The organism is Sphingorhabdus sp. EL138 (assembly GCF_945890115.1).
Classification (GTDB): Bacteria; Pseudomonadota; Alphaproteobacteria; order Sphingomonadales; family Sphingomonadaceae; genus Sphingorhabdus_B.
The window spans coordinates 15,868-37,407 of sequence record NZ_CAMDCK010000005.1 but is presented as its reverse complement, the minus strand read 5'-3'; the positions used below and the strand labels follow the sequence as shown (position 1 = coordinate 37,407).

At 56.2% G+C, this 21,540-nt stretch carries 21 protein-coding genes; 14 read left to right on the top strand and 7 right to left on the bottom strand.

Features of this window, described 5'->3' with window-relative positions; all coding sequences use genetic code 11:
- Positions 1–5: 5 nt before the first annotated feature.
- On the top strand, positions 6–1,310 hold the full coding sequence (locus Q0O07_RS03480) for an amidohydrolase family protein (RefSeq protein ID WP_295490421.1): 1,305 nt from the start codon (positions 6–8) through the stop codon (positions 1,308–1,310).
- On the opposite strand, the gene Q0O07_RS03475 is transcribed toward Q0O07_RS03480, so the two are convergent.
- Positions 1,297–2,385 (bottom strand): DUF2855 family protein, encoded by a 1,089-nt coding sequence (locus tag Q0O07_RS03475; protein ID WP_295490419.1) that lies wholly within the window; start codon positions 2,383–2,385, stop codon positions 1,297–1,299. The genes Q0O07_RS03480 and Q0O07_RS03475 overlap by 14 nt on opposite strands.
- A gap of 121 nt (positions 2,386–2,506) precedes the next feature.
- Here Q0O07_RS03475 and ribB point away from each other — a divergent pair, with 121 nt between their 5' ends.
- The 7 genes from ribB to Q0O07_RS03440 all read left to right on the top strand — a co-directional run bounded on the left by ribB (position 2,507) and on the right by Q0O07_RS03440 (position 9,876).
- On the top strand, positions 2,507–3,808 hold the full coding sequence (ribB, locus tag Q0O07_RS03470) for a 3,4-dihydroxy-2-butanone-4-phosphate synthase (protein WP_295490418.1): 1,302 nt from the start codon (positions 2,507–2,509) through the stop codon (positions 3,806–3,808).
- Positions 3,808–4,227: a 6,7-dimethyl-8-ribityllumazine synthase gene (gene ribH / locus Q0O07_RS03465; protein ID WP_295490417.1), complete on the top strand. Its 420-nt coding sequence runs from the start codon at positions 3,808–3,810 to the stop codon at positions 4,225–4,227. The genes ribB and ribH overlap by 1 nt, the downstream gene beginning before the upstream one ends.
- A 180-nt stretch (positions 4,228–4,407) precedes the next feature.
- On the top strand, positions 4,408–6,009 hold the full coding sequence (locus Q0O07_RS03460; RefSeq protein WP_295490416.1) for a carboxyl transferase domain-containing protein: 1,602 nt from the start codon (positions 4,408–4,410) through the stop codon (positions 6,007–6,009).
- Complete coding sequence (locus tag Q0O07_RS03455) at positions 6,006–6,497, top strand: endonuclease domain-containing protein (protein WP_367271034.1); 492 nt, start codon at positions 6,006–6,008, stop codon at positions 6,495–6,497. Before Q0O07_RS03460 ends, Q0O07_RS03455 begins: the two co-directional genes overlap by 4 nt.
- Complete coding sequence (locus tag Q0O07_RS03450) at positions 6,494–8,350, top strand: biotin carboxylase N-terminal domain-containing protein (RefSeq protein ID WP_295490413.1); 1,857 nt, start codon at positions 6,494–6,496, stop codon at positions 8,348–8,350. The genes Q0O07_RS03455 and Q0O07_RS03450 overlap by 4 nt, the downstream gene beginning before the upstream one ends.
- Before the next feature lie 130 nt (positions 8,351–8,480).
- Positions 8,481–8,933: a MaoC family dehydratase gene (locus tag Q0O07_RS03445; RefSeq protein ID WP_295490412.1), complete on the top strand. Its 453-nt coding sequence runs from the start codon at positions 8,481–8,483 to the stop codon at positions 8,931–8,933.
- 91 nt (positions 8,934–9,024) lie between these two features.
- Positions 9,025–9,876, top strand: a complete 852-nt coding sequence (locus tag Q0O07_RS03440) for a CoA ester lyase (protein WP_295490410.1) — start codon at positions 9,025–9,027, stop codon at positions 9,874–9,876.
- Here the strand turns inward: Q0O07_RS03440 and acnA are convergent.
- From acnA to Q0O07_RS03420, 4 genes are all read right to left on the bottom strand, one after another.
- Complete coding sequence (acnA, locus tag Q0O07_RS03435; RefSeq protein WP_295490409.1) at positions 9,873–12,548, bottom strand: aconitate hydratase AcnA; 2,676 nt, start codon at positions 12,546–12,548, stop codon at positions 9,873–9,875. The two genes, Q0O07_RS03440 and acnA, sit on opposite strands and share 4 nt — an antisense overlap.
- 525 nt (positions 12,549–13,073) lie before the next feature.
- Positions 13,074–13,397, bottom strand: a complete 324-nt coding sequence (locus Q0O07_RS03430; RefSeq protein WP_295490408.1) for a GIY-YIG nuclease family protein — start codon at positions 13,395–13,397, stop codon at positions 13,074–13,076.
- Positions 13,398–13,742: 345 nt separating this feature from the next.
- The gene (locus tag Q0O07_RS03425; protein ID WP_295490405.1) at positions 13,743–13,928 is read right to left on the bottom strand and encodes a hypothetical protein; all 186 of its coding nucleotides are present in this window, start codon (positions 13,926–13,928) and stop codon (positions 13,743–13,745) included.
- Positions 13,929–14,062: 134 nt separating this feature from the next.
- Positions 14,063–15,706, bottom strand: a complete 1,644-nt coding sequence (locus tag Q0O07_RS03420; RefSeq protein ID WP_295490403.1) for a hypothetical protein — start codon at positions 15,704–15,706, stop codon at positions 14,063–14,065.
- Between the two features lie 745 nt (positions 15,707–16,451).
- Between Q0O07_RS03420 and crcB the strand changes: the two genes are divergently transcribed.
- From crcB to Q0O07_RS03390, 6 genes are all read left to right on the top strand, one after another.
- Positions 16,452–16,829, top strand: coding sequence for a fluoride efflux transporter CrcB (crcB, locus tag Q0O07_RS03415; RefSeq protein WP_295490400.1), 378 nt, complete (start codon positions 16,452–16,454; stop codon positions 16,827–16,829).
- Positions 16,826–18,070 (top strand): RluA family pseudouridine synthase, encoded by a 1,245-nt coding sequence (locus Q0O07_RS03410; RefSeq protein ID WP_295490399.1) that lies wholly within the window; start codon positions 16,826–16,828, stop codon positions 18,068–18,070. Before crcB ends, Q0O07_RS03410 begins: the two co-directional genes overlap by 4 nt.
- 340 nt (positions 18,071–18,410) lie before the next feature.
- Entirely contained in the window at positions 18,411–19,082 is a 672-nt protein-coding gene (locus Q0O07_RS03405; RefSeq protein ID WP_295490398.1) for an HAD-IA family hydrolase, read from the top strand.
- On the top strand, positions 19,079–19,318 hold the full coding sequence (locus tag Q0O07_RS03400; RefSeq protein WP_295490396.1) for a hypothetical protein: 240 nt from the start codon (positions 19,079–19,081) through the stop codon (positions 19,316–19,318). Before Q0O07_RS03405 ends, Q0O07_RS03400 begins: the two co-directional genes overlap by 4 nt.
- Complete coding sequence (locus Q0O07_RS03395) at positions 19,315–20,010, top strand: ATP12 family chaperone protein (protein WP_295490394.1); 696 nt, start codon at positions 19,315–19,317, stop codon at positions 20,008–20,010. The genes Q0O07_RS03400 and Q0O07_RS03395 overlap by 4 nt, the downstream gene beginning before the upstream one ends.
- A gap of 73 nt (positions 20,011–20,083) precedes the next feature.
- Positions 20,084–20,560 carry a DUF3429 domain-containing protein gene (locus Q0O07_RS03390; protein WP_295490392.1) on the top strand — a complete coding sequence of 159 codons (477 nt, stop codon included), beginning with the start codon at positions 20,084–20,086 and terminating at the stop codon, positions 20,558–20,560.
- 9 nt (positions 20,561–20,569) lie between these two features.
- On the opposite strand, the gene gmk is transcribed toward Q0O07_RS03390, so the two are convergent.
- Together gmk and Q0O07_RS03380 are read right to left on the bottom strand one after the other, a co-directional pair.
- The gene (gmk, locus tag Q0O07_RS03385) at positions 20,570–21,223 is read right to left on the bottom strand and encodes a guanylate kinase (protein WP_295490390.1); all 654 of its coding nucleotides are present in this window, start codon (positions 21,221–21,223) and stop codon (positions 20,570–20,572) included.
- A gap of 68 nt (positions 21,224–21,291) precedes the next feature.
- Positions 21,292–21,486 carry a hypothetical protein gene (locus tag Q0O07_RS03380; protein WP_295490387.1) on the bottom strand — a complete coding sequence of 65 codons (195 nt, stop codon included), beginning with the start codon at positions 21,484–21,486 and terminating at the stop codon, positions 21,292–21,294.
- Positions 21,487–21,540: the final 54 nt, after the last annotated feature.

Sequence of the window (21,540 nt, the reverse complement as noted above, 5' to 3'; positions counted from 1 at the left end):
ATAGCATGAAGAAAGTCATTTTTGTCTCATTAGGCGCAGTCTTGCTAGCGAGCACGCCATTGGCCGCGCAATCGGCCGACATGGTTACGGTGATCCATGTCGGCAAGTTATTGGATAAGCCAGGAAACCCGCCACGTGGTCCATCTACCGTCATTATCCGCAACGGCAAAATCGCCGAAGTTTTGGCGGGGCATCAGCAGGGGCCAGCAGGTGCGACGCTCATCGATCTGAAAGACAAATTTGTCCTCCCGGGCTTAATCGACAGCCATGTGCATTTGGATAGCGATGCCGGCGGTAATGCAGCCTTGATCGAGGCCGTTACCGACAGTCCGGCGCGCGCCGCGTATCGTGCTGCGGGCAATGCAAAGAAAACGTTGATGGCTGGGTTCACTACGGTGCGTAATATGGGCGATGGCACTGGCGCAACCTTGGCGCTGCGCGATGCGGTTGCGGCTGGCGAACTTCCCGGCCCCCGGATCATTGATGCTGGCCGCTCTATCTCAACGACCAGCGGACATATGGACGCAACGTTATCTGTCTCCGAAGACCTGCATGATAGCATCGGTCAGGAAAATCTGTGTGATGGGGTTGAAAGCTGCCGTCAGGCGATACGCAAACAGGTCCGGCGTGGCGTGGACGTCATCAAGATCGCAACGACAGGCGGCGTGAACAGTCGCATTGGCGCTGGACTTGGTCGGCAGTTATTCGACGACGAGGTGAAGGCGTTAATTGATACCGCGCATCTTTACGGCAAGAAAGTTGCCGTGCATGCCCATGGCGACGACGGCGTCAATATCGCCTTAGCCGCGGGTGCGGACTCGATTGAGCATGGCACTATGTTGACCGACGAGAGCATTAAATTGTTCAAGGCGGCGGGCGCTTATTATGTGCCGACTTTGTCTACGGTAAATGGCTATCTTGAGCGGCTTGCCGCAAACCCCAATGCCTATCCGCCCGACGTGCTGGCGAAAGTGCAATGGCGGATTGGTGTGACCGGCAAGAGTCTTGCCAAGGCTTATCCCGCAGGCGTTAAAATTGCGTTTGGCACAGATGCCGGTGTTTCCAAACATGGCAGGAACGCAGACGAATTTGAATTAATGGTCAAGCATGGCATGCCCGCCAGCGCCGCCATTCAGGCCGCGACGATGAATGCCGCGACCTTATTGGGCGTTGAAAAAGAGGTTGGCTCGCTTGAACCCGGTAAAGCGGCAGATTTCATCGCAGTCGCAGGTGACCCCATTGCGGACATCACTATATTGAAATCCGTGCGTTTCGTTATGAAGGATGGGCGGGTTTTTAAGGCTGAATAATGATGCCCTTTTGCGGGTCTGTCCGGCCTTGAAGCGTTTCCACAAAGGCGCTTGCGGCGGCCTGCAATCCCGCATGGGTTTCAATGTCCACGACGCCATCGGCTGCGGTTAGGAAGCTTTTCCAACTGCGGCCGACGGCTTCGCCAAAGCCCTTTGGTCCCAGTTCCTGAATCGTTGCAACGGCGTGATCGGGGGCGAAGAACAGGATGGGCTTCGGCCCCGGCATCTCGCCGCCACTTGCACCAGCACTGTTTGGGCCGCGCGCGTCAACATGGGTGGCGCCGACCAAGCAGCTATATTTTAGATGGCTGGCCAGCCTTTCGTGAACGCTACGGAGCAGCCGCGAGTTGCCGGCAAAATCGACGCATACCGAAGCGGTCTCGGGCAGGACGTCGACATCATCATAGGCCATGACTTCATCATAAAGGCCCGTCCCAACGACAAAGTCCACATTGCCTTTAGAGGTCAGGCCAATACGTTTTACGCTGGGTGATAGATCTTTCGCGACGCTTGCAAGGCCCATAGCTGTTTTGGATGAAGCGCTGGTGATGAGCAGGTTTTCTGCGCCAAACCAGCCTTCGCGGCGGAGCATGGCTTCAATAAGGAACCCGGTTTTGAACAAAGGCCCGAATAACATCCGCTCTGCTTCTTTTGCCGGGTCATGTTCGGGGTCAGCGGCAAGGCGGCTATACTGGTTATAGATGGGGCTCATGGGTTGGCGATGTGCAGCCATGTCGGTGAAGCCTCCCGCGCTTATCTTGCCGGGCAGGACATCAAGATGCGTTCCCATCGGTAAATATCCGTATGCGCGCTCACCGACCGCGATATCGGGGCAATGCGATTCTTCAACCATGGCATGGCCCCACATTGGCACGACGCCAAAATCGCCTTCCGCTGGAAAGAAGTTCCAATAGCCAAACATGTCACCGATAACGGCGTAGGTGATGTTGTTCGCAGTCACGGAGAAGCTTTCGATACGCAAACGAACCGCGCCTTCGCCGAGCGGCGGTAATGCAGTCTCATGCAACTGCGTTTGTGTAAGCGCTTGTTTGTTTACCCAGATTGTCGATGCCATATTTTTGGTTCTCCTACGGTGGGCATAACGGGCTGAAGTTATGCATTCAATAGCGTCAGTTGTTCACATTGATGTGAATATGCGCTTTGACAATCACATCGCAGTGTGAAAAAGACGAATCATGAGCACACAATTGATCACTAAACTTCGTAGCCTCGTCAATGACGGTGGCTTGTCACGGTCCGGCTTGGCCCGCGCTGCTGGCCTGCATGCCAACACCTTGCGCGACTTGGATGAGCCGGGCTGGAACCCAACTGCCGAAACATTGCGCAAGTTGGAAAGCTATTTATTCTCCAACGATGACGCGCCTGCGCTCGTGCCGATCGAGGAAATCATTGAAGAGGCGCGCAATGGCCGCATGTATATTCTTGTCGATGATGAGGATCGTGAAAATGAGGGCGACCTGATCATTCCTGCGCAAATGGCAACGCCAGATGCGATCAATTTCATGGCCACGCATGGCCGTGGCCTTATCTGTCTTTCCATGACCAAAATGCGCTGCGAACAGCTTGGCCTGACGCCGATGGCGCGGGAAAACCGCGAAAGCATGCAGACTGCCTTTACGGTGTCCATAGAAGCCCGTGAGGGCGTCACAACAGGCATCAGCGCCGCAGACCGCGCGCGCACCATTTCTGTCGCTGTGGACGCCTCTATGGGCCCTGACGACATTGTTTCGCCGGGCCATGTCTTTCCGCTGACGGCTCGCGATGGCGGCGTGCTGGTGCGCGCCGGACACACAGAAGCCGCTGTCGACATCAGCCGGCTTGCTGGCCTCAACCCGTCGGGCGTGATTTGCGAAATCATGAAAGACGATGGCACAATGGCGCGGATGGACGACCTTGTTGCCTTTGCCCATATGCATAATTTGAAAATGGGCACGATCCGTGATTTGATCGCCTATCGCCGCAAGCATGATCATTTGATCGAAAAGCGCGCAGAGATGAAGTTCAACAGCCGCTGGGGCGGCGATTGGACCGCCATGACCTTTTACAACAAAGCGACGGGCGATGAGACCATTGCTTTGGTCAAGGGACGTATTGATCCCGAAAAACCGACACTGGTACGCATGCACACCATGTCGATGTTCGTGGACGTGTTTGGCGAAGAAAGTGAGCGGTCTGGCCTGCTTTCGCGCTCGATGGAGGCCATTGCGGACGAAGGCGCTGGCGTTATTGTGGTCATTAACAAGCCGATGAAAAACGTCGTCTCCCGCTTCATGCAGTTGCGCGCCGAGGGCAAGCAAGCTGGCGCACCCGAGATCGAAGAACTGCGCGATTATGGCGGGGGTGCGCAAATCCTGACGGAATTGGGCGTACAGGACATGATATTGCTGACCAATACCCACCACACGCTGGTTGGCCTTGAAGGCTATGGCCTTTCCATTGTAGGCGAACGGCCTATTCCCGGCACCGGAGGCGAGTAATGGCGAAATTTTTAATAGTTGAAGCACGGTTTTATGACCATCTAAACGACATGCTTGTCGCGGGCGCGAAGGCGGCTTTAAAGGCCAAGGGGCATGAGGTTGAGGTGATCACCGTGCCCGGCGCGCTCGAAATTCCCGGCACCATTGCCATGGCCGCAGAGGCGCAGATATATGACGGCTTTGTCGCCATTGGGGTCGTCATTCGCGGGGAAACCTATCATTTTGAAATCGTCGCTGGCGAAAGCGCGCGCGGTATCATGGCGTTGACGATGGACGGCATCGCCATTGGCAACGGGATATTGACCGTTGAAAACGAAGACCAAGCCATAGTCCGCGCTGACCCCAAGCAAAAGGACAAGGGCGGGGAGGCGGCCATTGCGGCAATGGCCTTGTTGGCGTTACAAAGTAAATTCGGGTGACTAAAAATTGGTTTGCGTAATGAGGTTGCGCATTCCTTTTCCTGCTTTGCGCGTTATATGCTTCTTACGTATAGCAATTTTGTCGCCCTGAACTTGGTTTAGGGTCCATCGCGCCTCTAAAGGCCGGGCTTGAGAGGAAAAATGGATGCTGAAACAGGTTCAGCATGACGGAGTGTCAGCATGAGCGCTCCCGTCTTGCCAACGTCGATCAACCCTGACTCCGAGGAGTTTAAGGCGCGCACCGCACACAACCGAGCGTTGCGTGATGCGCTTTGGGCCAAGGTTGCCGAAGCCGCGCTGGGTGGTAACGAGAAGTCGCGTGAGCGGCACACTTCGCGTGGCAAATTGCTCCCCCGTGAGCGCGTCGAGCGCCTGCTGGATAGCGGTTCGCCTTTCCTAGAAATCGGCCAGCTTGCAGCCTGCGACCTGTATGATAGCGAAATCCCCGGCGCAGGCCTGATCACGGGAATAGGCCGCGTTTCGGGTCGTCAGTGCATGATCGTCTGCAACGACGCGACCGTAAAGGGTGGCACTTATTACCCGATGACCGTCAAAAAGCATTTGCGCGCGCAGGAAATTGCCGAGGCGAACCATTTGCCGTGCATCTATCTGGTCGACAGCGGCGGCGCGAACTTGCCGCATCAGGATGAAGTCTTCCCCGACCGCGACCATTTTGGCCGCATATTTTTCAATCAAGCCAATATGAGCGCCAAGGGCATCCCGCAAATCGCCTGTGTCATGGGCAGTTGTACCGCGGGCGGCGCTTATGTCCCTGCGATGTCGGACGAAAGCATCATTGTCCGCAATCAAGGCACAATCTTCTTGGCTGGCCCGCCATTGGTGAAGGCTGCGACAGGCGAGGAAATCAGCGCCGAGGATTTAGGCGGCGGCGACTTGCATGGTCGCAAGTCGGGGGTGGTGGATCATGTCGCCGAAAATGACGAACATGCGTTGACCATCGTGCGCGATATTATCAGCCATTTAGGGGCAACCCACAAACCCGACATTGATGTAAAAGAACCCCGTCCGCCAAAGTTCAACACCGACGAACTTTACGGTGTCATCCCCGATGATGTCCGTGCGCCTTATGATGTCCATGAAGTTATCGCGCGCCTTGTCGACGGCAGCGAATTTCATGAATTCAAGGCGCTGTATGGCACGACCTTGGTCTGCGGCTTTGCACATATCTGGGGCATGCCAGTCGCGATCCTTGCCAACAATGGCGTGCTGTTTTCGGAAAGCGCGGTCAAAGGCGCGCATTTCATTGAGCTAGCCTGCCAACGGCGGATACCGTTGCTGTTCCTGCAGAATATCAGCGGCTTCATGGTTGGCGGCAAATATGAGGCGGAGGGCATCGCCAAGCATGGTGCCAAACTCGTCACCGCCGTTGCCACCGCGAGCGTGCCTAAGATTACCGTGCTAATCGGCGGAAGCTTTGGCGCGGGCAATTATGGCATGTGTGGGCGCGCTTATTCGCCACGATTCCTGTTCACTTGGCCCAATGCGCGGATTTCGGTGATGGGCGGCGAACAAGCCGCTTCGGTGCTGGCGACGGTTCACCGTGATGCGGAAAAATGGACGGCGGAGGAAGCCGAAGCCTTCAAAGCCCCAATCCGCCAGAAATATGAGGATGAAGGCAATCCTTATTACGCGACCTCGCGGCTGTGGGATGATGGCATCATCGACCCAGCGCAAACCCGCGATGTGTTGGGGCTAGCCTTCGCCGCCGCCCTAAACGCCCCCGTAGAGGAGGCACCCCGCTTTGGGGTGTTTAGGATGTGAGTGAGCACCAAACACCTCCCCGAACCGGGGAGGGGGACCATCCGAAGGATGGTGGAGGGGTGCTATCCGCCTTATCGAACGCGTATGCTGTTGCAAAGCGCGAGCGTCGCTCCGGTAATCTGCCTGAGGTTCTGATTTGGCGCGAACTGCGCAAGCGTCCCGGCGGGTATAAATTTCGTCGTCAGCATCCGCTGAGTGATGTCGTAATCGATTTTGTTTGCCTTGAATGTCGGCTCGCCATTGAAATCGATGGCGAAGCGCATGGAGCAGGCGACAGACCAGAGCGAGACGCACAGCGTGACATTTATCTTCGGTCCCGTGGGTTTCATATCTTACGCTTGCCTGCGGTGTATGTTCTGCAAAGCCTTGAAGATGCCCTTGCGACTATTGTTGCCGCTTGCGCCGAACACCAACCCCTCCACCACCAGCCGTTGGCTGGCGGTCCCCCTCCCCGGTCCGGGGAGGTGTTTGAAAGTTCGAGCCCATGATCCAATCTCTCCTCATCGCCAATCGGGGCGAGATTGCTTGCCGGATTATCCGCACAGCGCGGGCCATGGGTATGCGCACAATTGCGGTTTATTCCGATGCCGATGCCAAGGCGCTGCATGTGCGCGAAGCCGACGAGGCGGTGCATATTGGGCCGTCTGCGGCGCGGGAGAGCTATTTGGTGGGTGATAAGATTATTGCCGCCGCGCTTGCCACCAAAGCAGAAGCAATCCATCCCGGCTATGGTTTCCTCTCCGAAAACGCCGAATTCGCGCAGGCGGTGATGGACGCTGGCCTCATCTGGGTCGGGCCAGCACCTGCGAGCATCACCGCAATGGGCCTGAAGGATGCGGCCAAGACACTGATGGCCCAAGCAGGCGTGCCCGTGACGCCGGGCTATATGGGCGATAATCAAGACCCAGCGTTCCTTAAGGAACGCGCTGCCGAAATCGGCTATCCTGTTCTTATCAAGGCCGTCGCGGGCGGCGGAGGTAAGGGGATGCGCAAGGTCGAGGATGCCGCCGACTTTGCCGATGCGCTCGCGTCATGCCAGCGTGAGGCCAGCGCGTCGTTCGGCAATGCCCATGTCCTGATCGAGAAATATATCCAACGCCCCCGCCATATTGAGGTGCAGGTGTTTGGCGACACCCACGGCAACATTGTGCATTTGTTCGAACGTGATTGTTCGCTGCAACGTCGTCACCAGAAGGTCATCGAAGAAGCCCCCGCACCGGGCATGGACGAAGCGACCCGTGCACAGCTTTGCGCGGTCGCGGTGAAAGCGGCAAAAGCCGTCGACTATGTCGGCGCAGGCACGATTGAGTTCATTGCCGACGCATCAGAGGGTCTTCGCGCCGACCGCATCTGGTTCATGGAGATGAACACGCGGTTGCAGGTTGAACATCCGGTGACCGAAGAGATTACGGGCGTGGACCTTGTCGAATGGCAATTGCGCGTGGCGAGCGGGGAGGCGTTGCCGCTTCGGCAGGACGAACTGGGCATTAACGGTTGGGCGATGGAAGCGCGGTTATATGCCGAAAATCCGGCGACTGGCTTTTTACCGTCGACTGGTCCGCTCGACCATTTGGAGTTTCCCGAAGAATTGCGCATCGACACAGGCGTAGGGCAAGGCGGCGAAGTTTCGCCCTTTTACGACCCGATGGTCGCCAAGTTGATCGCATGGGGCGAAACGCGGGACGCGGCGATGGACCGATTGCGCGACGGCATTGACGGCACGGAAGTTTGGCCAGTGAAAACGAACGCCGGTTTCTTGGGCCGGTTGCTTGATTTGGACGACTTCGGACTTGGCGATGTTGATACGGGTCTGATTGCGCGCGAGGTTGATAATCTTGTGCATCCATCCGAGCCAGAGCCAGAAGAACTTGCCGAGGCGGCGGCGTTGTTGTGCGCCAGCCCCGGCGACGGTCCCATCAGCGCAATTCTTGGCTTCCGTTTGAATGCACCACCACGTGCGGAAGCACGCCTCTTGGACGACGCGGGCAACCTTTATGTCGTCGCGTTTGATGCGATTGAGGCCGACGCACCTACCGCAGATGTGCTCGCCTTTGCCGATGGCTTTGCCCGCCGCTATGTCTTGGATGAACCGCGCGGGTCGGGGCATAGTGCAGTAAGCAATGGCGCAATATTGTCGCCCATGCCGGGCCGGATCATCGCGGTCGAGGTCGCTGCGGGGGATATAGTGACCAAGGGCCAGAAACTCGTGACGCTCGAAGCGATGAAGATGGAACACAGCCTCACCGCGCCGTTCGACGGGGTAGTAAAAGAGTTGAATGCCGAGGTTGGCGCGCAGGTGCAGGTTGAGGCTTTGTTGGTGCGGATTGAGGTGGTGGCGTAGTTATGACCATATTTACGCGTCACCCTGAACTTGTTTCAGGGTCTATTCATCAGCCTCGACCGGTGGTTTGTGGGGCACGATGGACCCTGAAACAAGTTCAGGGTGACGGTTTTGTGCGAGGTTTAGCATAATGGCAGGCAAATATTTCAACCAATGGCAAATTGGCGATAGCATCGTGCATGACATCCGTCGCACGGTGACCGAAACAGACAATCTTTTGTTCTCGGTCATGACCCACAATCCGCAGCCGCTGCACATTGATGCGGAGGCGGCCAAGGCTAGTGAGTTTGGTCAAATACTCGTCAACGGCACCTTCACTTTTGCGCTGATGGTCGGGCTGTCGGTGGGTGATACGACGCTTGGCACGCTGGTCGCCAATCTGGGCTATGATAAATTGATAATGCCAAAACCGGTGTTTATCGGCGATACATTGCGCGCCGAGACTGAGGTTATTGGGTTGAAGGAGAGCAAATCACGGCCCGATGCCGGTGTTGTGACGTTCCTGCACCGATGCCTCAATCAACGCGACGAGGTGGTGTGCAGTTGCGAGCGTGCGGCGCTGTTAAAGCGGAGTGAAAGTTAGTACCGTAGCCCTGAGCCTGTCGAAGGGCGCTTATCGGCTAGGTGTGCTTCGACTGGCTCAGCAATATGGTGAATTTTGCTGAGGTAGAAATATGAAACTAAGATCGCTCCTTTTCGTCCCCGGTGACCGGCCTGACCGCTTTGCCAAGGCCGCCGCCAGCGGCGCTGATGCGATTATCATCGATCTTGAAGACTCCGTCGGGTTAGAGCGCAAAATTGTCGCACGCGAGGCGGCAGCGGAGTATCTTTCTGGCGACCGACCAGTGCCGGTGTTCGTCCGCGTCAACCCGCAGGATAGCCATTTGACGCATGACGATTTGGCCTCGATTTTGCCTTATATGCCCGATGGCCTTATGTTGCCCAAGGCAGAGGGCGCGCGCTCGGTCCATTGGTTGCGCGCCGAAGCTGCGGCAGTGGCCGACAGTCAGGATGGCGAGGCACCGCCGATCTTGCCGATCGCGACCGAAACGCCAGGTGCGGTGTTTGATCTCGGCAGCTTGCGTGAGGTCGCACCTTATCTGGCTGGTGTTAGCTGGGGTGCAGAGGATTTGCCTGCCTCAGTTGGCGCAGCGACCGCGCGTGAGGCGGACGGCAGCTATACGGCGCCGTACGAGCTGGCGCGCAGCCTGACCCTCTTTGCGGCGCATGCGGCGGGGGTATCGGCGATTGATACGGTCTTTCCGAATATCAGCGACGAGGCTGCGCTATCGGCCTATGTCGCGCGCGCGGCGCGGGACGGCTTTACGGGTATGCTCGCCATTCACCCATCGCAGGTTGCCACCATCAACGCTGGCTTTACGCCTTCGCCTGCGCAGATGGCGCACGCCCAATCCATCGTCGATGCCTTCGCCGCCAACCCCGGAGCAGGGGTGCTACAAATCGACGGTAAAATGATCGACGCGCCGCATTTGAAAGCGGCGCTGTCGATCTTAAAACGCGTTTAGGCCGCTAGTTTCCGCAACACATAATGCAGGATGCCGCCGTTCATGAAATATTCGACTTCGTTCGCGGTGTCGATGCGGCACAAAGTGTCGAAATTGAACGTTGATCCGTCCTTGCGCGTGACCATCACATTCACGGTCTGGCGTGGCTGAAGCTTTCCGACGCTGGTGATTGTGAAGCTGTCGTCGGCTGTCAGGCCCAGCGTTGTCCGGCTTTCGCCCTCCATAAACTGGAGCGGCAATACGCCCATGCCGACCAAGTTCGAACGGTGGATACGTTCGAAGCTTTCGACGATGACGGCGCGGACGCCGAGCAGGTTTGTGCCCTTAGCGGCCCAATCGCGCGAAGAACCGGTGCCATATTCCTTGCCAGCGATGACCACTAAGGGCGTGCCGTCGGCTTTATGCTTCATGGCGGCGTCGTAGATGGGCATGACTTCGCCTTGGTAGCTGCTCATGCCGCCTTCAATGCCGGGGACCATTTCGTTTTTGATGCGGATATTGGCAAAGGTGCCGCGCATCATGACTTCATGATGGCCACGCCGCGCGCCGTAGCTGTTAAAGTCTGCCTTGCTCACCTGATGCTCCATCAGGAATTTTCCAGCAGGGCTGTCCGCCTTGATGCTTCCGGCAGGCGAGATATGGTCGGTGGTAATAGAATCACCCAAGATCGCCAGCGGCTTTGCCTCGATGATGTCCATCACCGGCGCAGGCGTCATGCTCATCCCTTCAAAATAAGGCGGATTGGCGACATAAGTCGACCCAGCACGCCATTGATAGGTGTCCGAACCTTCGACCTGAATTTTCTGCCAATGCGTATCGCCTTCATAGACCGTGGCATAACGCGCGGTGAACATCGAACGGTCGATGTTTGCGGTCATGACGTCATGCACCTCTTGATTGGTGGGCCAGATATCGCGCAGGAACACGTCGCTACCGTCGGTTGCTTGCCCAATGGGCGTGGTGGTGAAATCTTCGGTCACTGTGCCCTTGAGCGCATAAGCCACTACCAATGGCGGTGAGGCCAAGAAATTCGCCCGCACATCGGGGGACACGCGGCCTTCAAAGTTGCGATTGCCCGAAATGACCGAGGCGGCCACAATGTCATGGCCGTTAATCGCCGCCGAAATCGGCTCTGCCAATGGACCGGAGTTACCGATGCAGGTCGTGCAGCCATAGCCAACCAAGTTAAAGCCAACCGCATCCAGATCCGCCGTCAATCCCGCCCGATCCAGATAATCGGTCACAACCTGTGACCCTGGCGCAAGCGAGGTCTTCACCCATGGCTTGGGACGCAAGCCAAAGGCATTGGCCTTACGCGCCACCAATCCGGCGGCAACCAATACGCTTGGGTTCGAAGTGTTGGTGCAGCTGGTAATCGCCGCAATCACGACATCGCCATCGCCAATATCATGCGTCTTGCCCTCAACCGCGACGCGCTTTGCGCTGTCATGCTTGTAGACGTTGATGAGGTCATCGTTGAACACATTGTCGACTTGGGTGAGTATGACCTTGTCCTGCGGACGCTTGGGGCCAGCCAGCGAGGGCACCACCGTTGCCATATCCAATTCCAGCGTATCGGTGAAAATCGGGTCGGCCATGTCGGCATAAGCCCAAAGGCCCTGTTCCTTGGCATAAGCTTCGACGAGCGCAATCTGGTCCTCATCACGGCCGGTCAGGCGCAGATATTCGATGGTCTTTTCATCAATGCCAAAGAAACCACAGGTCGCGCCATATTCGGGCGCCATATTGGCCAATGTCGCCCGGTCGGCAAGGCTAAGCGATGCAAGGCCGGGGCCATAATATTCGACAAAGCGGCCAACCACACCCTTGGCGCGCAGCATTTGCGTTGCGGTCAGCACAAGGTCGGTGGCGGTCACGCCCTCGGCCAATGCGCCAGTCAGCTTGAAGCCGACAACTTCAGGGATTAACATCGATACCGGCTGGCCAAGCATCGCGGCCTCGGCCTCAATCCCGCCTACGCCCCAACCAAGGACGCCAAGGCCGTTGATCATCGTCGTATGGCTGTCTGTGCCCACGCAAGTGTCGGGATAGGCGATGGTCGCGCCATCTTCGCTAGTGCTGGTCCAAACGGCTTGCGCGATATGCTCCAGATTGACCTGATGGCAAATGCCCGTGCCGGGGGGGACAGCTTTAAAGTTATTGAGCGACTTTGAACCCCATTTCAAAAAGTCATAACGTTCGGCATTGCGTTGATATTCGATCTCGACATTCTGTTCCGCCGCCTTGGGGTGGCCGAATTCGTCGACCATGACGCTATGGTCAATGACCAGATGCACAGGGACGAGCGGGTTAATCTTTGACGGGTCCGCCTTCAACGCGGTCATCGCATCGCGCATCGCGGCCAGATCAACCACGCACGGCACACCGGTAAAATCCTGCAACAAGACGCGGGCAGGGCGATATTGGATTTCGCGGTCCGACTTTGCGTCTTTCTGCCAATCGATCAGCGCCTGCACATCCTGCACCGACACGGTAAAGCCGCCATCTTCAAAACGGAGCAGGTTTTCGAGCAACACCTTCATCGAAAAAGGCAGCCGCGACACATCGCCCAATTTCTCCGACACTTTCTTGATCGAGAAATAATCCACCGTCTTGCCGCCAGCGGTCAAGGTGGAGCGGGTTTGGAGGCTGTCTAATCCGATTGCGGTCATGGTGATAGTGTCCCTTAAAATTTGGGCTTTTGGCCGGATGGGGAAGACAACACGGTTGCCGCTATCTACGGCCAATAAACGCGCGTCAAACCAGCACAAGAGCGGGAGAGTCGTTTGCTGGCCGCGCCTTAGCGCGGTTGGGGATGGGGTGCAAGGTGGGGTGGGCGAAAATTGCGCGTGCGCGGGGGGTAATTTTGCAAGGTGACGGGGTGAACGAAAAAACGAAAAAGCAAGACCCTGAAACAAGTTCAGGGTGACGGTGTTGGGCGGACGGCAGTAATGATACTAAACGTCATGCTGAACTTGTTTCAGCATCTTAGTTTTCCCTACCCTCGACCTAAGAAGTAAGACCCTGAAACAAGTTCAGGGTGACGTGTTCGCGATGTTCAGGGTGACGGGTTTTCGCCATGTTCGGGGTGACGGTGTTGGGCGGACGGCAGTAATGATACTAAACGTCATGCTGAACTTGTTTTGGCTATGCCAGCCTTCGGCTCCAGCATCTTACTTTTTAAAGTGATCGCCCAATCAATAAACCGCCAACGCAGGAAAACCCAAATCCTCCGCCAGGTCGCGCCAGGTTGGGTTGCTGGCGGTCACATGGTTGATCTTCCATTGCCGGTGCCAGTTCTTCAACTGCTTCTCGCGCGCGATTGCAGCTTCCATGTTCCCAAAGACCTCAAACCACACGAGCCGCTGAGTTTTGTATTTCTTGCTATGCCCGTCAAAATATCCGTCGCGATGCTGGCCGATCCGTTTCATCAGGTCCGATGTTACGCCAACATACAAGGCCTGACCATTGAAGCTGGCCATGATGTAGACGCAGGGTTGGAAGTCGAGGCGGTGTGACATCAATGTCCTGCGATCTGTGATTTTAAGACTTTAACGTAAGAAACTAAGATGCTGAAACAAGTTCAGCATGACGGGTGAGAGATGAGGCGGCTAGTCATAGGCATTCCGGAAGATAGGATCGTATAACACATTCAATGTAAAGAGTTTGAGATACTGAAACAAGTTAGGGTGATGGGTTTTAGTAACGTTCATCATACACAGGACCGTCATCCTGAACTTGTTTCAGGATCATAGTTTTCCCTGTCCTCGATGTAAAAAAGTAAGACCCTGGAGCCGAAGGCTGGCATAGCCAAAACAAGTTCAGGTTGAGTTGGTTTGAGGTCCGTTTCGGTATTCATCCGGCGATTAGCCGTGCCGTAGCTTGTCCGTCACCTCATCTAGGCTGCCGCGCACGCGCAACAATTGATCCTTTCCAAAGACGATCAAGCATTCATCATGTGCATTGTCGGCGACGCGGACGAACTGCACAATTTCGGGATTGACCGAGATTTTTTGCCCGCGAACGTCGGTCATGGTGACAAAGGGGATCATGCATTTTCCTTAACATAAGCTGCGGCGCGGCGTACGGTCGCGTGCGCGGAGATATTGCCTACCATGTTTGTTGCACGCCCGCGAGGCGTGATGGGCCTCAGCCTGCGCTGGGGTGATGGATACGCGCAGTCCAGTTAGGAAATCGTAACACCTTCCTCCCGCAGATACTGCATCATTCGTTGGCGCACCGCAGGGACGAGGACGAAATTGCGCAGCTTGTCATCCGCCGTCTTGCTTTGTCGGGGCGCGGCGGCTTCAAACAGTGCCCAATAGCGCGCGGCTTTCGGACGTTGTCCCTTGCTTGCCGCAATCATGGCCTCTGTAAGGTAAAAATTGGAACGGTTATACGCCGATAAGGGTAATTCCGCGTCTTGAATCTCGGCAATTTTTTCTGGTCGGTTCTGTGATATCGCTGCTAAAACTAACTGAAGCCGTGCCCTTGCAACATAGGGACTTTGTGTTTGGATAGCCTGATCGAGCAGTTTTTCCGCGTCAGGATAATCACATATGGGCGCGAAGCCGGCGAGGACGGCCGAAAATGCCGAGCTGTTCGGGTTCGCTGCGATGGTACGCTGTGTGTATAGGCGTGCCATGGGGCAATCCCGCTTCAAATAGGACAGGTTGGCAACAGCAAAATTGGCCCAGCTATCATTGGGGTCGACGATGACCGCAGCGCGCGCAAACAATATGCCGCGGGCATAAGCCGCATCAACATCTGCCGCCGCGCCTTTGCGTTCCATTTCGAATAAAGCGCGCAGGCCCAGCATTGTGCCACGCAGATGTGGTTCAAGCACTGGCTTTTCCATACAGGCGGCGACTTTGTCCTCTAATTTGTCGCCATGGTATCGCACAAATTCGAAATATTTCAGGAGGCATGGATAGCCGCCATCATCCCTGTTCCGCGTCTGCACCGCCTCGTAAGACGCTATGACACCTTGCTTACCATTAATTTCTCCTAAGATAGGAATAAGTGCAGCATGCATTTTTTCGGCCTCGGGCGGCATGACCACTATACGTGACCAAATCAGGATATCAGCCTGCGCATCGTCAATATTCAGATATAAGGTGACATTTTTTTCGTCTGTTACGAGCCGTGAGTAGAGCCGATAGACATGGGGACTATAATTGCGTTCTTCAGTTGAAGAAGGTCCGGTGCCGAGCCGGACGCGCGATATTTTGAAGCGGCTGAGATCATCGGCCAGCAAGCTGGCAATGCGGCGCGAGGTTTCCCCGGCCTGTGGGTCTTTCCCGGTGTTGACGGGAATTATTTCTAGGATCGGGCTGCGATAGACAGAGACGACTTCGGGCTTTTTTTGCGCAAAGTACGTTGCTGCTGCAACGAGGGAAATGACGAGGAGGACAAGGAAGGGCAATAGAAAAGAACGGCGATAAAAGGGAATGGAGGTCTGGACCGAACCTGCCGGCTGCGATGCAATCGCGGCGTCTTCCGCAATCGGAGATTCTTTTACATTCTGTAAGGGTGGCAGTTTTGGATAGGCAAGCGCGCGCGAACCCAATTGGACGACATAAGAACCCGGCGACAGGTAAATGCAGCCAACGGCTCTTGACGCATTTTGCGCATAATAGCTCTCCAGCGTTTTGCGCAGCCGTCCCATTTGAACGCGGGCCGAACTGTCCGATGCGGAATCAAAATCTTGCTTACGACCCAACGCATCGACCGCGACAATAAATGATTTTAACGTTCGCGCACGACCGGCAATCGTTTCGTCGATCAAATAGCGCAGCAAACCCGATAAAGCGGGCGAACGTTGAAACACGGCGCTGGATAAAACGATGTCACGCTCTTCATTAACCCTAATTGCAAAATTTGGGTTGGTATAATTGGCTGCAATTGTAATCGGATGTCTCCTGCGTCACAATTTTATACAGCAGGTTAAGTGCGTGCGCACTGCTGGGACCGTTACATGGTATATGTAACGGCGGTTCGATGTGCTTTTTGCCTCATGTGACAAACCAATAACGGACCAACAAGTTCCAGATAAAAAAGCGATAATGCCGCAGGCGCAGGTGTTGCTTAGAGGATACTTCCGTGCGCTGTAACGAGGTATATATCGAAGGACATGAACGCGAGTTCAGCGATAACGCATAATTCTCCCGGTCATTTTGGTCCTTATCGGGAGGGTGAAATTGCCAGCTCCCCTCAGATGGCATGTGTTGTCCTAAGCTCGATTTCTGCCACGATCCAAGCGTCAATCGCAGCTCGTGGCGGGGGTTACGCCGAACAGTCCATCGGGTCGCAAACCGGTGACAGGAAGTTGATGCGTTCGGCGTTATAAAAACTTGCCGCGCACCCCCCGCGGCCTTAACCTTTTTAACCTGCCGTTCATTGTCATGTCGCATGGCGGCCATTAATCACGCGTGAGGTAGACCGGATCACATCGCTGTTATCGATGGCAGGACTGTTGTCGATGGAGGCATTTTGGGCAAAGCATAATCCTGCCGCATGACCCTGCGCGGCGGCAAGGCTTGCTAAAGCAGGCTTTGTCCCGCTACAGCGCGGGCATGAACCCCATCATCCTTGTCATGTCGGGCGGAGCCATAGGCGCAGCCATGCGTTATGGCCTGTCCCGCGCCTTGCCCGTCGGCGCTGCTGGCTGGCCATGGCCAACCTTTGCGGCCAATGTCGTGGGCGGGCTGTGCATGGGTATATTGGCAAACTGGTTACTGCGCGGGGACAATGCGGCGGAACCATTGCGGCTGTTTCTGGGCGTTGGCGTGTTGGGCGGGTTTACGACATTTAGCGCCTTCAGCCTTGAAATGGCGCAGATGGTGCAACGCGGGCAAATGGGCATGGCGGCAATATATGCGCTGGTGTCGGTAACATTGGCGCTTGGCGCAATTTTCGCCGGTATGGTGATAGCAAAGGCAATTTGGGCATGAGCAAAAATGACGATAAGGGCATACGGCAATTTGTCGTCGCCCCCGATGATGATGGCATAAGATTGGACCGATGGTTCAAGCGGCACTTGCCCGATGCATCGTTCAACATCGTGTCGCGCTGGGCGCGTACGGGGCAATTGCGCGTCGATAGTAAGCGGGCAACGCCCGGAGACCGGTTGCTGGCTGGGCAGACATTGCGCGTGCCGCCTGCGGATACGTCTGCATCCTCAAGCGCGCGGCCCGTGCGTAAGCGCAGTGAGTTGACCGAAGACGAAATGGAATTCGCGCTGAGCATGGTCATCCACAAGGATGATGCAGCGTTGGTGATTAACAAGCCAGCCGGCCTTGCGACGCAGGGCGGAACCAAGACCGAGAACCATGTCGACGGCTTGCTCGATGCCTTGGGTTTTGAGCTCGATAACCGGCCAAAGCTTGTCCACCGTTTGGACAAGGACACATCGGGCGCGTTATTGCTGGCGCGGACATCGCGGTCGGCGGGGCATTTTGCCAAGGCATTTTCATCGCGCACCGCGCGCAAGGTATATTGGGCTTTGGTCGTCGGCGTGCCCGACATTGCCGATGGTTTCATTGACCTGCCGATAGGCAAGCAACCCGGTAGCGGCGGCGAAAAAATGCATGTCGATGAAAAAGACGGGCAATCGGCGCGCACCCGCTATCGCATTGTTGAACGGGCAGGCAACGCAACAGCCTGGGTCGAATTGCAGCCTTATACCGGCCGCACGCACCAGTTGCGCGTGCATATGGCCGCCATTGGCCACCCGATTGTTGGCGACGGCAAATATGGCGGCAAGGAGGCGTTTCTGACCGGTACGATTAGCCGTAAAATGCATCTCCACGCCCGCCGCATCCGGATTGACCATCCTGCCGGCCATCAAATCGACGTCCGCGCCGATTTGCCCCCGCATATGAAGGCCAGCTTTGACGATTTGGGCTTTGATATTGAAATGGGCGATGCTTTGGTTTTGGATGCGCCGAAGTTCAGCGAAACTGCCGAGGGCAAAAAGCGCGTTGCCGCCAATATCGCCAAGTCAGCGCGCAAAGAACGCAAGGGCGAACGCCGCTCGCGTGGATCGGTGTCCGACAAGCCCAAGGATAATAAGCGCAGCCAAATGGCCGCTGGCAAAAAAATCGCGGCGAAGAAGCCGGTGATTAAGAAGGCGGTAACGGGGAAAGCGCCTGCGAAAAGGGCACCTGTGAAGAAGCCTGCTGGGAAGAAATAGGTTTTACGTCTTTATGTCTTTGTGCGAACCCTCTTGCTTTTTTGGTTCGCACGAAGACACGAAGATGTCGCTTTATACCGCCTCCTATCGTTATGCTGATGACTTCCTCCTTTTCGTCACCCTGAACTTGGTTCAGGGTCTATCGCGCCATACGACTGGCAGTTGTGGTGGAGAAATGGACCCTGAAACAAGTTCAGGGTGACGGTTGGGGTTTCAGGGTGACGGTTGGGGTTTCAGGGTGACGGGTAAGGCTTTAGGGTAACGATGGTAATTGTTGACGTGCCGATGGTAATTGTTCGGAAGGTCGGGTAAGAGTTTAGTATGACGGGGAGCCCAGTTAGTGATCAAATCGCGCACACGCCTTGCCATATTTGATTGCGACGGGACGCTTGTCGATAGCCAAGCCAATATCTGTATGGCGATGGAGCATGCGTTTGAAGGCGCGGGGCTGCGGCCACCGCTGCGGCATGATATACGCCGCGTAGTTGGGCTGTCTTTAGTGGAATCGATGCGGATATTGTTGCCGGATGCCGATGACAAAACCCATCATGATCTGGCCGAGCATTACAGGGCCGCGTTCCTGACCTTGCGCAATAATGGCTTGGTGGACGAACCCTTATATGACGGCATGGACGCATTATTGTCCGAACTGGACGAAAATGGATGGCTGTTGGGTGTGGCGACGGGCAAGTCCGACCGCGGGCTGATCCGGTGTTTGGACCATCATGCGATCAAGGGTCTGTTTGTCACATTGCAAACCGCGGACCGTCACCCATCCAAACCGCATCCGTCGATGGTGTATCAGGCACTGGCCGATGCGGGCGCGGATGCAGGCGATGCGGTCGTTATCGGCGATACGGTATATGATATTCATATGGGCCGCGCGGCCGGAACACGGACCGTGGGCGTCAATTGGGGCTATCACAGCGTTGCGGAGTTGCGCGAAGCAGGGGCAGACTATATCGCCGAAAGCATGGACGATCTGAACGCCTATCTAAAGGATTTTGCATGACGCCAATCGATGACAAGGCCCGCGCAGAAATGCAGGCGCAATATCGCTTTTTGGTCATCAACCTGTGTAGGATTATAGGCGCCATCATGTTGGTGCTGGGCCTTGCCGTCATTGCACGTGGCGGGTTTGGAATCCCCAAGGCGGGTGGATATCTGCTGTTTCTGGTCGGCATGCTCAACTTTCTCCTCGTGCCTGTATTCCTGTCCAAAAGATGGAAAAGTAAGCCTGATTCATGAGGCGGTTTTGGAAAGAGGTTACACTTGAATCCACGCCAATGGGTCAGGCTGTCCGCCTCGACGGGCGTCCGGTAAAGACACCAACGGGCAATGCACTCGCGCTGCCGACGCAGAAAATGGCGGATGCGGTGGTGGCGGAATGGGAAGCCGTGGAAAAAACGCTCAACCCGATAGTGATGCCGGTGACGGGCTTTGCCAATGCCGCCATTGACCGAATTGCGCCGGATCATGCGGGCTTTGCCGCCGCCATCGCCGCTTATGGAGAGACCGACCTTTTCTGCTATCGCGCGGCGGCTGGCGAAGCTTTGGCCGAACGGCAGGCCCAAGTTTGGGACCCTTGGCTGGATTGGGCGAAAGCGCGCTATGACATCAGCTTCGTAATTGTCGAAGGCATCATGCACCAGCCGCAACCCGCCGCAACGCTGGAAACATTGCGCGGGGTGGTCGCCGCACGCGGGGCATTTGAACTGGCCGCCATGGCGAAGCTTGCGCATTTGTCGGGGTCACTCGTTGCAAGCTTGGCGGTGATCGAACGCGCCGGCACACCCGAAGACATATGGAACGCCGCCTGCCTTGATGAACTGTGGCAGGAAGACTTATGGGGCGCTGACCATTGGGCGCAAAAAAACCGCAGCGACCGCGCAGGCGAATTTATGGCGGCTGCGCGCTTTCTCGACCTGCTGGCGCCCTGAACATAGGTGAAAACCCATCTCGTCGGGAACGAAAAGAGCGGGCAGTGAGCCGGCGCAGACAAGGATTATAGTCATGGCAGACAGCGCGACATTTACACTCCACCCTATTCCAAAGGCCGCCTTTGTCGCGGGCTATGCCGGATTATTGCCGCAGGTCATTGCCGCCATCATGGTGCTATCGGGTTCCGAATATCAATGGACTGGCCTTGCCTTGGCGTATGGCTATGCCGCATTTATCTTCAGCTTCATCGGCGGCATGTGGTGGGCGCTTGGCGCGACCACGCGCAAAGATGATGCGTCAGCCAATGCCATATTCGCGCTTGCCGTTGCACCCAGCTTGCTGGCGCTCGCCACTTATGTGCCTTGGATATGGGGGCTGTCTTGGCCCGGCCCGTCCTTGGCGTGGCTTGGCTTTTTCTTGCTGCTATCGCCCTTGGGGGACCGCTGGCTGGCGGTGCGTTGCGCCTTGCCCGCTGGCTGGATGAAGCTGCGCTGGCATTTGTCGATTGGGCTGGGCGGATTGACTGTGTTGTTGGCGGGCTTTGCTTAAGACGCCGCTTTAAGACGCCGCAAGATCGCGCACGAAGCCGATCAGGCCCTTTTGCCGCCGTCGTTTCATGCGTTCGGCGGCGAGTATCTGCCGCACTTTTTCAAAACAGGCCTGCACATCATCATTGATGAGGACATAGTCATAGCCATCCCAATGCCCGATTTCCGCCTTTGCGCGGCTCATTCGGTCGGAAATTACGGCTTCACTGTCCTGCGCGCGGCTAAATAACCGGCGCTCCAGCTCGTCAATCGATGGCGGCAAGATGAATACACGGACGACATCCGGTCCAGCCTCTTGATATAATTGTTGCGCCCCTTGCCAGTCAATGTCGAACAGGACATCGCAACCGGCCGCAAGCTTTTCCTCAACGGGGCCTTTGGGCGTGCCGTACCGGTTGCCAAAGACATGCGCCCATTCCAGAAATTCACCGTCAGCGGCCATTTGCTTGAATGTGGCGACATCGGTGAAATGATAATGCACACCTTCAATCTCGCCGGGTCGGGGGGGACGGGTTGTGTAGGATACCGACAATGCGATCTTCTCATCCGCATCCAGCAACATGCGCGAAAGCGTGGATTTGCCAGCGCCAGAGGGCGACGAAAGGACGAACAGGAGGCCTCGGCGCTCCAATTCATAGGGCTTATGGATTTCATTATGGGCCATAGCCGCTACTGCGCGAAAGGGCAGGGCGGCGTCAAGAGGGAAGCGCAAGCGTGGACGGCGAAAGCGGGTTAGCCGTCCTTACGCTCTTTGCTTTTGTCATAGATGGTTTTGGCCACAATCGCGCCACCGACCAGCAAAAGGCCGGGAATAGAGCGGGTGGCTAGCCGTGTGGCGACCAGACCAATGCCCGCGCCCAGCAAACCATGACCTTGCTTGCGCCCGATGATTTCGCCGATAACGGCCCCTGCAATGGATTTCAGCATATTCTGTGTCCATATCCCTTAAATGTTGTCATCCTGAACTTGTTTCAGGATCTT

Coding starts and splice junctions, on each gene's coding strand:
- Q0O07_RS03480 (WP_295490421.1), top strand. CDS start 6: ATGAAGAAAGTCATTTTTGTCTCATTAGGCGCAGTCTTGCTAGCGAGC.
- Q0O07_RS03475 (WP_295490419.1), bottom strand. CDS start 2,385: ATGGCATCGACAATCTGGGTAAACAAACAAGCGCTTACACAAACGCAG.
- ribB (WP_295490418.1), top strand. CDS start 2,507: ATGAGCACACAATTGATCACTAAACTTCGTAGCCTCGTCAATGACGGT.
- ribH (WP_295490417.1), top strand. CDS start 3,808: ATGGCGAAATTTTTAATAGTTGAAGCACGGTTTTATGACCATCTAAAC.
- Q0O07_RS03460 (WP_295490416.1), top strand. CDS start 4,408: ATGAGCGCTCCCGTCTTGCCAACGTCGATCAACCCTGACTCCGAGGAG.
- Q0O07_RS03450 (WP_295490413.1), top strand. CDS start 6,494: ATGATCCAATCTCTCCTCATCGCCAATCGGGGCGAGATTGCTTGCCGG.
- Q0O07_RS03445 (WP_295490412.1), top strand. CDS start 8,481: ATGGCAGGCAAATATTTCAACCAATGGCAAATTGGCGATAGCATCGTG.
- Q0O07_RS03440 (WP_295490410.1), top strand. CDS start 9,025: ATGAAACTAAGATCGCTCCTTTTCGTCCCCGGTGACCGGCCTGACCGC.
- acnA (WP_295490409.1), bottom strand. CDS start 12,548: ATGACCGCAATCGGATTAGACAGCCTCCAAACCCGCTCCACCTTGACC.
- Q0O07_RS03430 (WP_295490408.1), bottom strand. CDS start 13,397: ATGTCACACCGCCTCGACTTCCAACCCTGCGTCTACATCATGGCCAGC.
- Q0O07_RS03425 (WP_295490405.1), bottom strand. CDS start 13,928: ATGATCCCCTTTGTCACCATGACCGACGTTCGCGGGCAAAAAATCTCG.
- crcB (WP_295490400.1), top strand. CDS start 16,452: ATGAACCCCATCATCCTTGTCATGTCGGGCGGAGCCATAGGCGCAGCC.
- Q0O07_RS03410 (WP_295490399.1), top strand. CDS start 16,826: ATGAGCAAAAATGACGATAAGGGCATACGGCAATTTGTCGTCGCCCCC.
- Q0O07_RS03400 (WP_295490396.1), top strand. CDS start 19,079: ATGACGCCAATCGATGACAAGGCCCGCGCAGAAATGCAGGCGCAATAT.
- Q0O07_RS03395 (WP_295490394.1), top strand. CDS start 19,315: ATGAGGCGGTTTTGGAAAGAGGTTACACTTGAATCCACGCCAATGGGT.
- Q0O07_RS03390 (WP_295490392.1), top strand. CDS start 20,084: ATGGCAGACAGCGCGACATTTACACTCCACCCTATTCCAAAGGCCGCC.
- gmk (WP_295490390.1), bottom strand. CDS start 21,223: ATGGCCCATAATGAAATCCATAAGCCCTATGAATTGGAGCGCCGAGGC.
- Q0O07_RS03380 (WP_295490387.1), bottom strand. CDS start 21,486: ATGCTGAAATCCATTGCAGGGGCCGTTATCGGCGAAATCATCGGGCGC.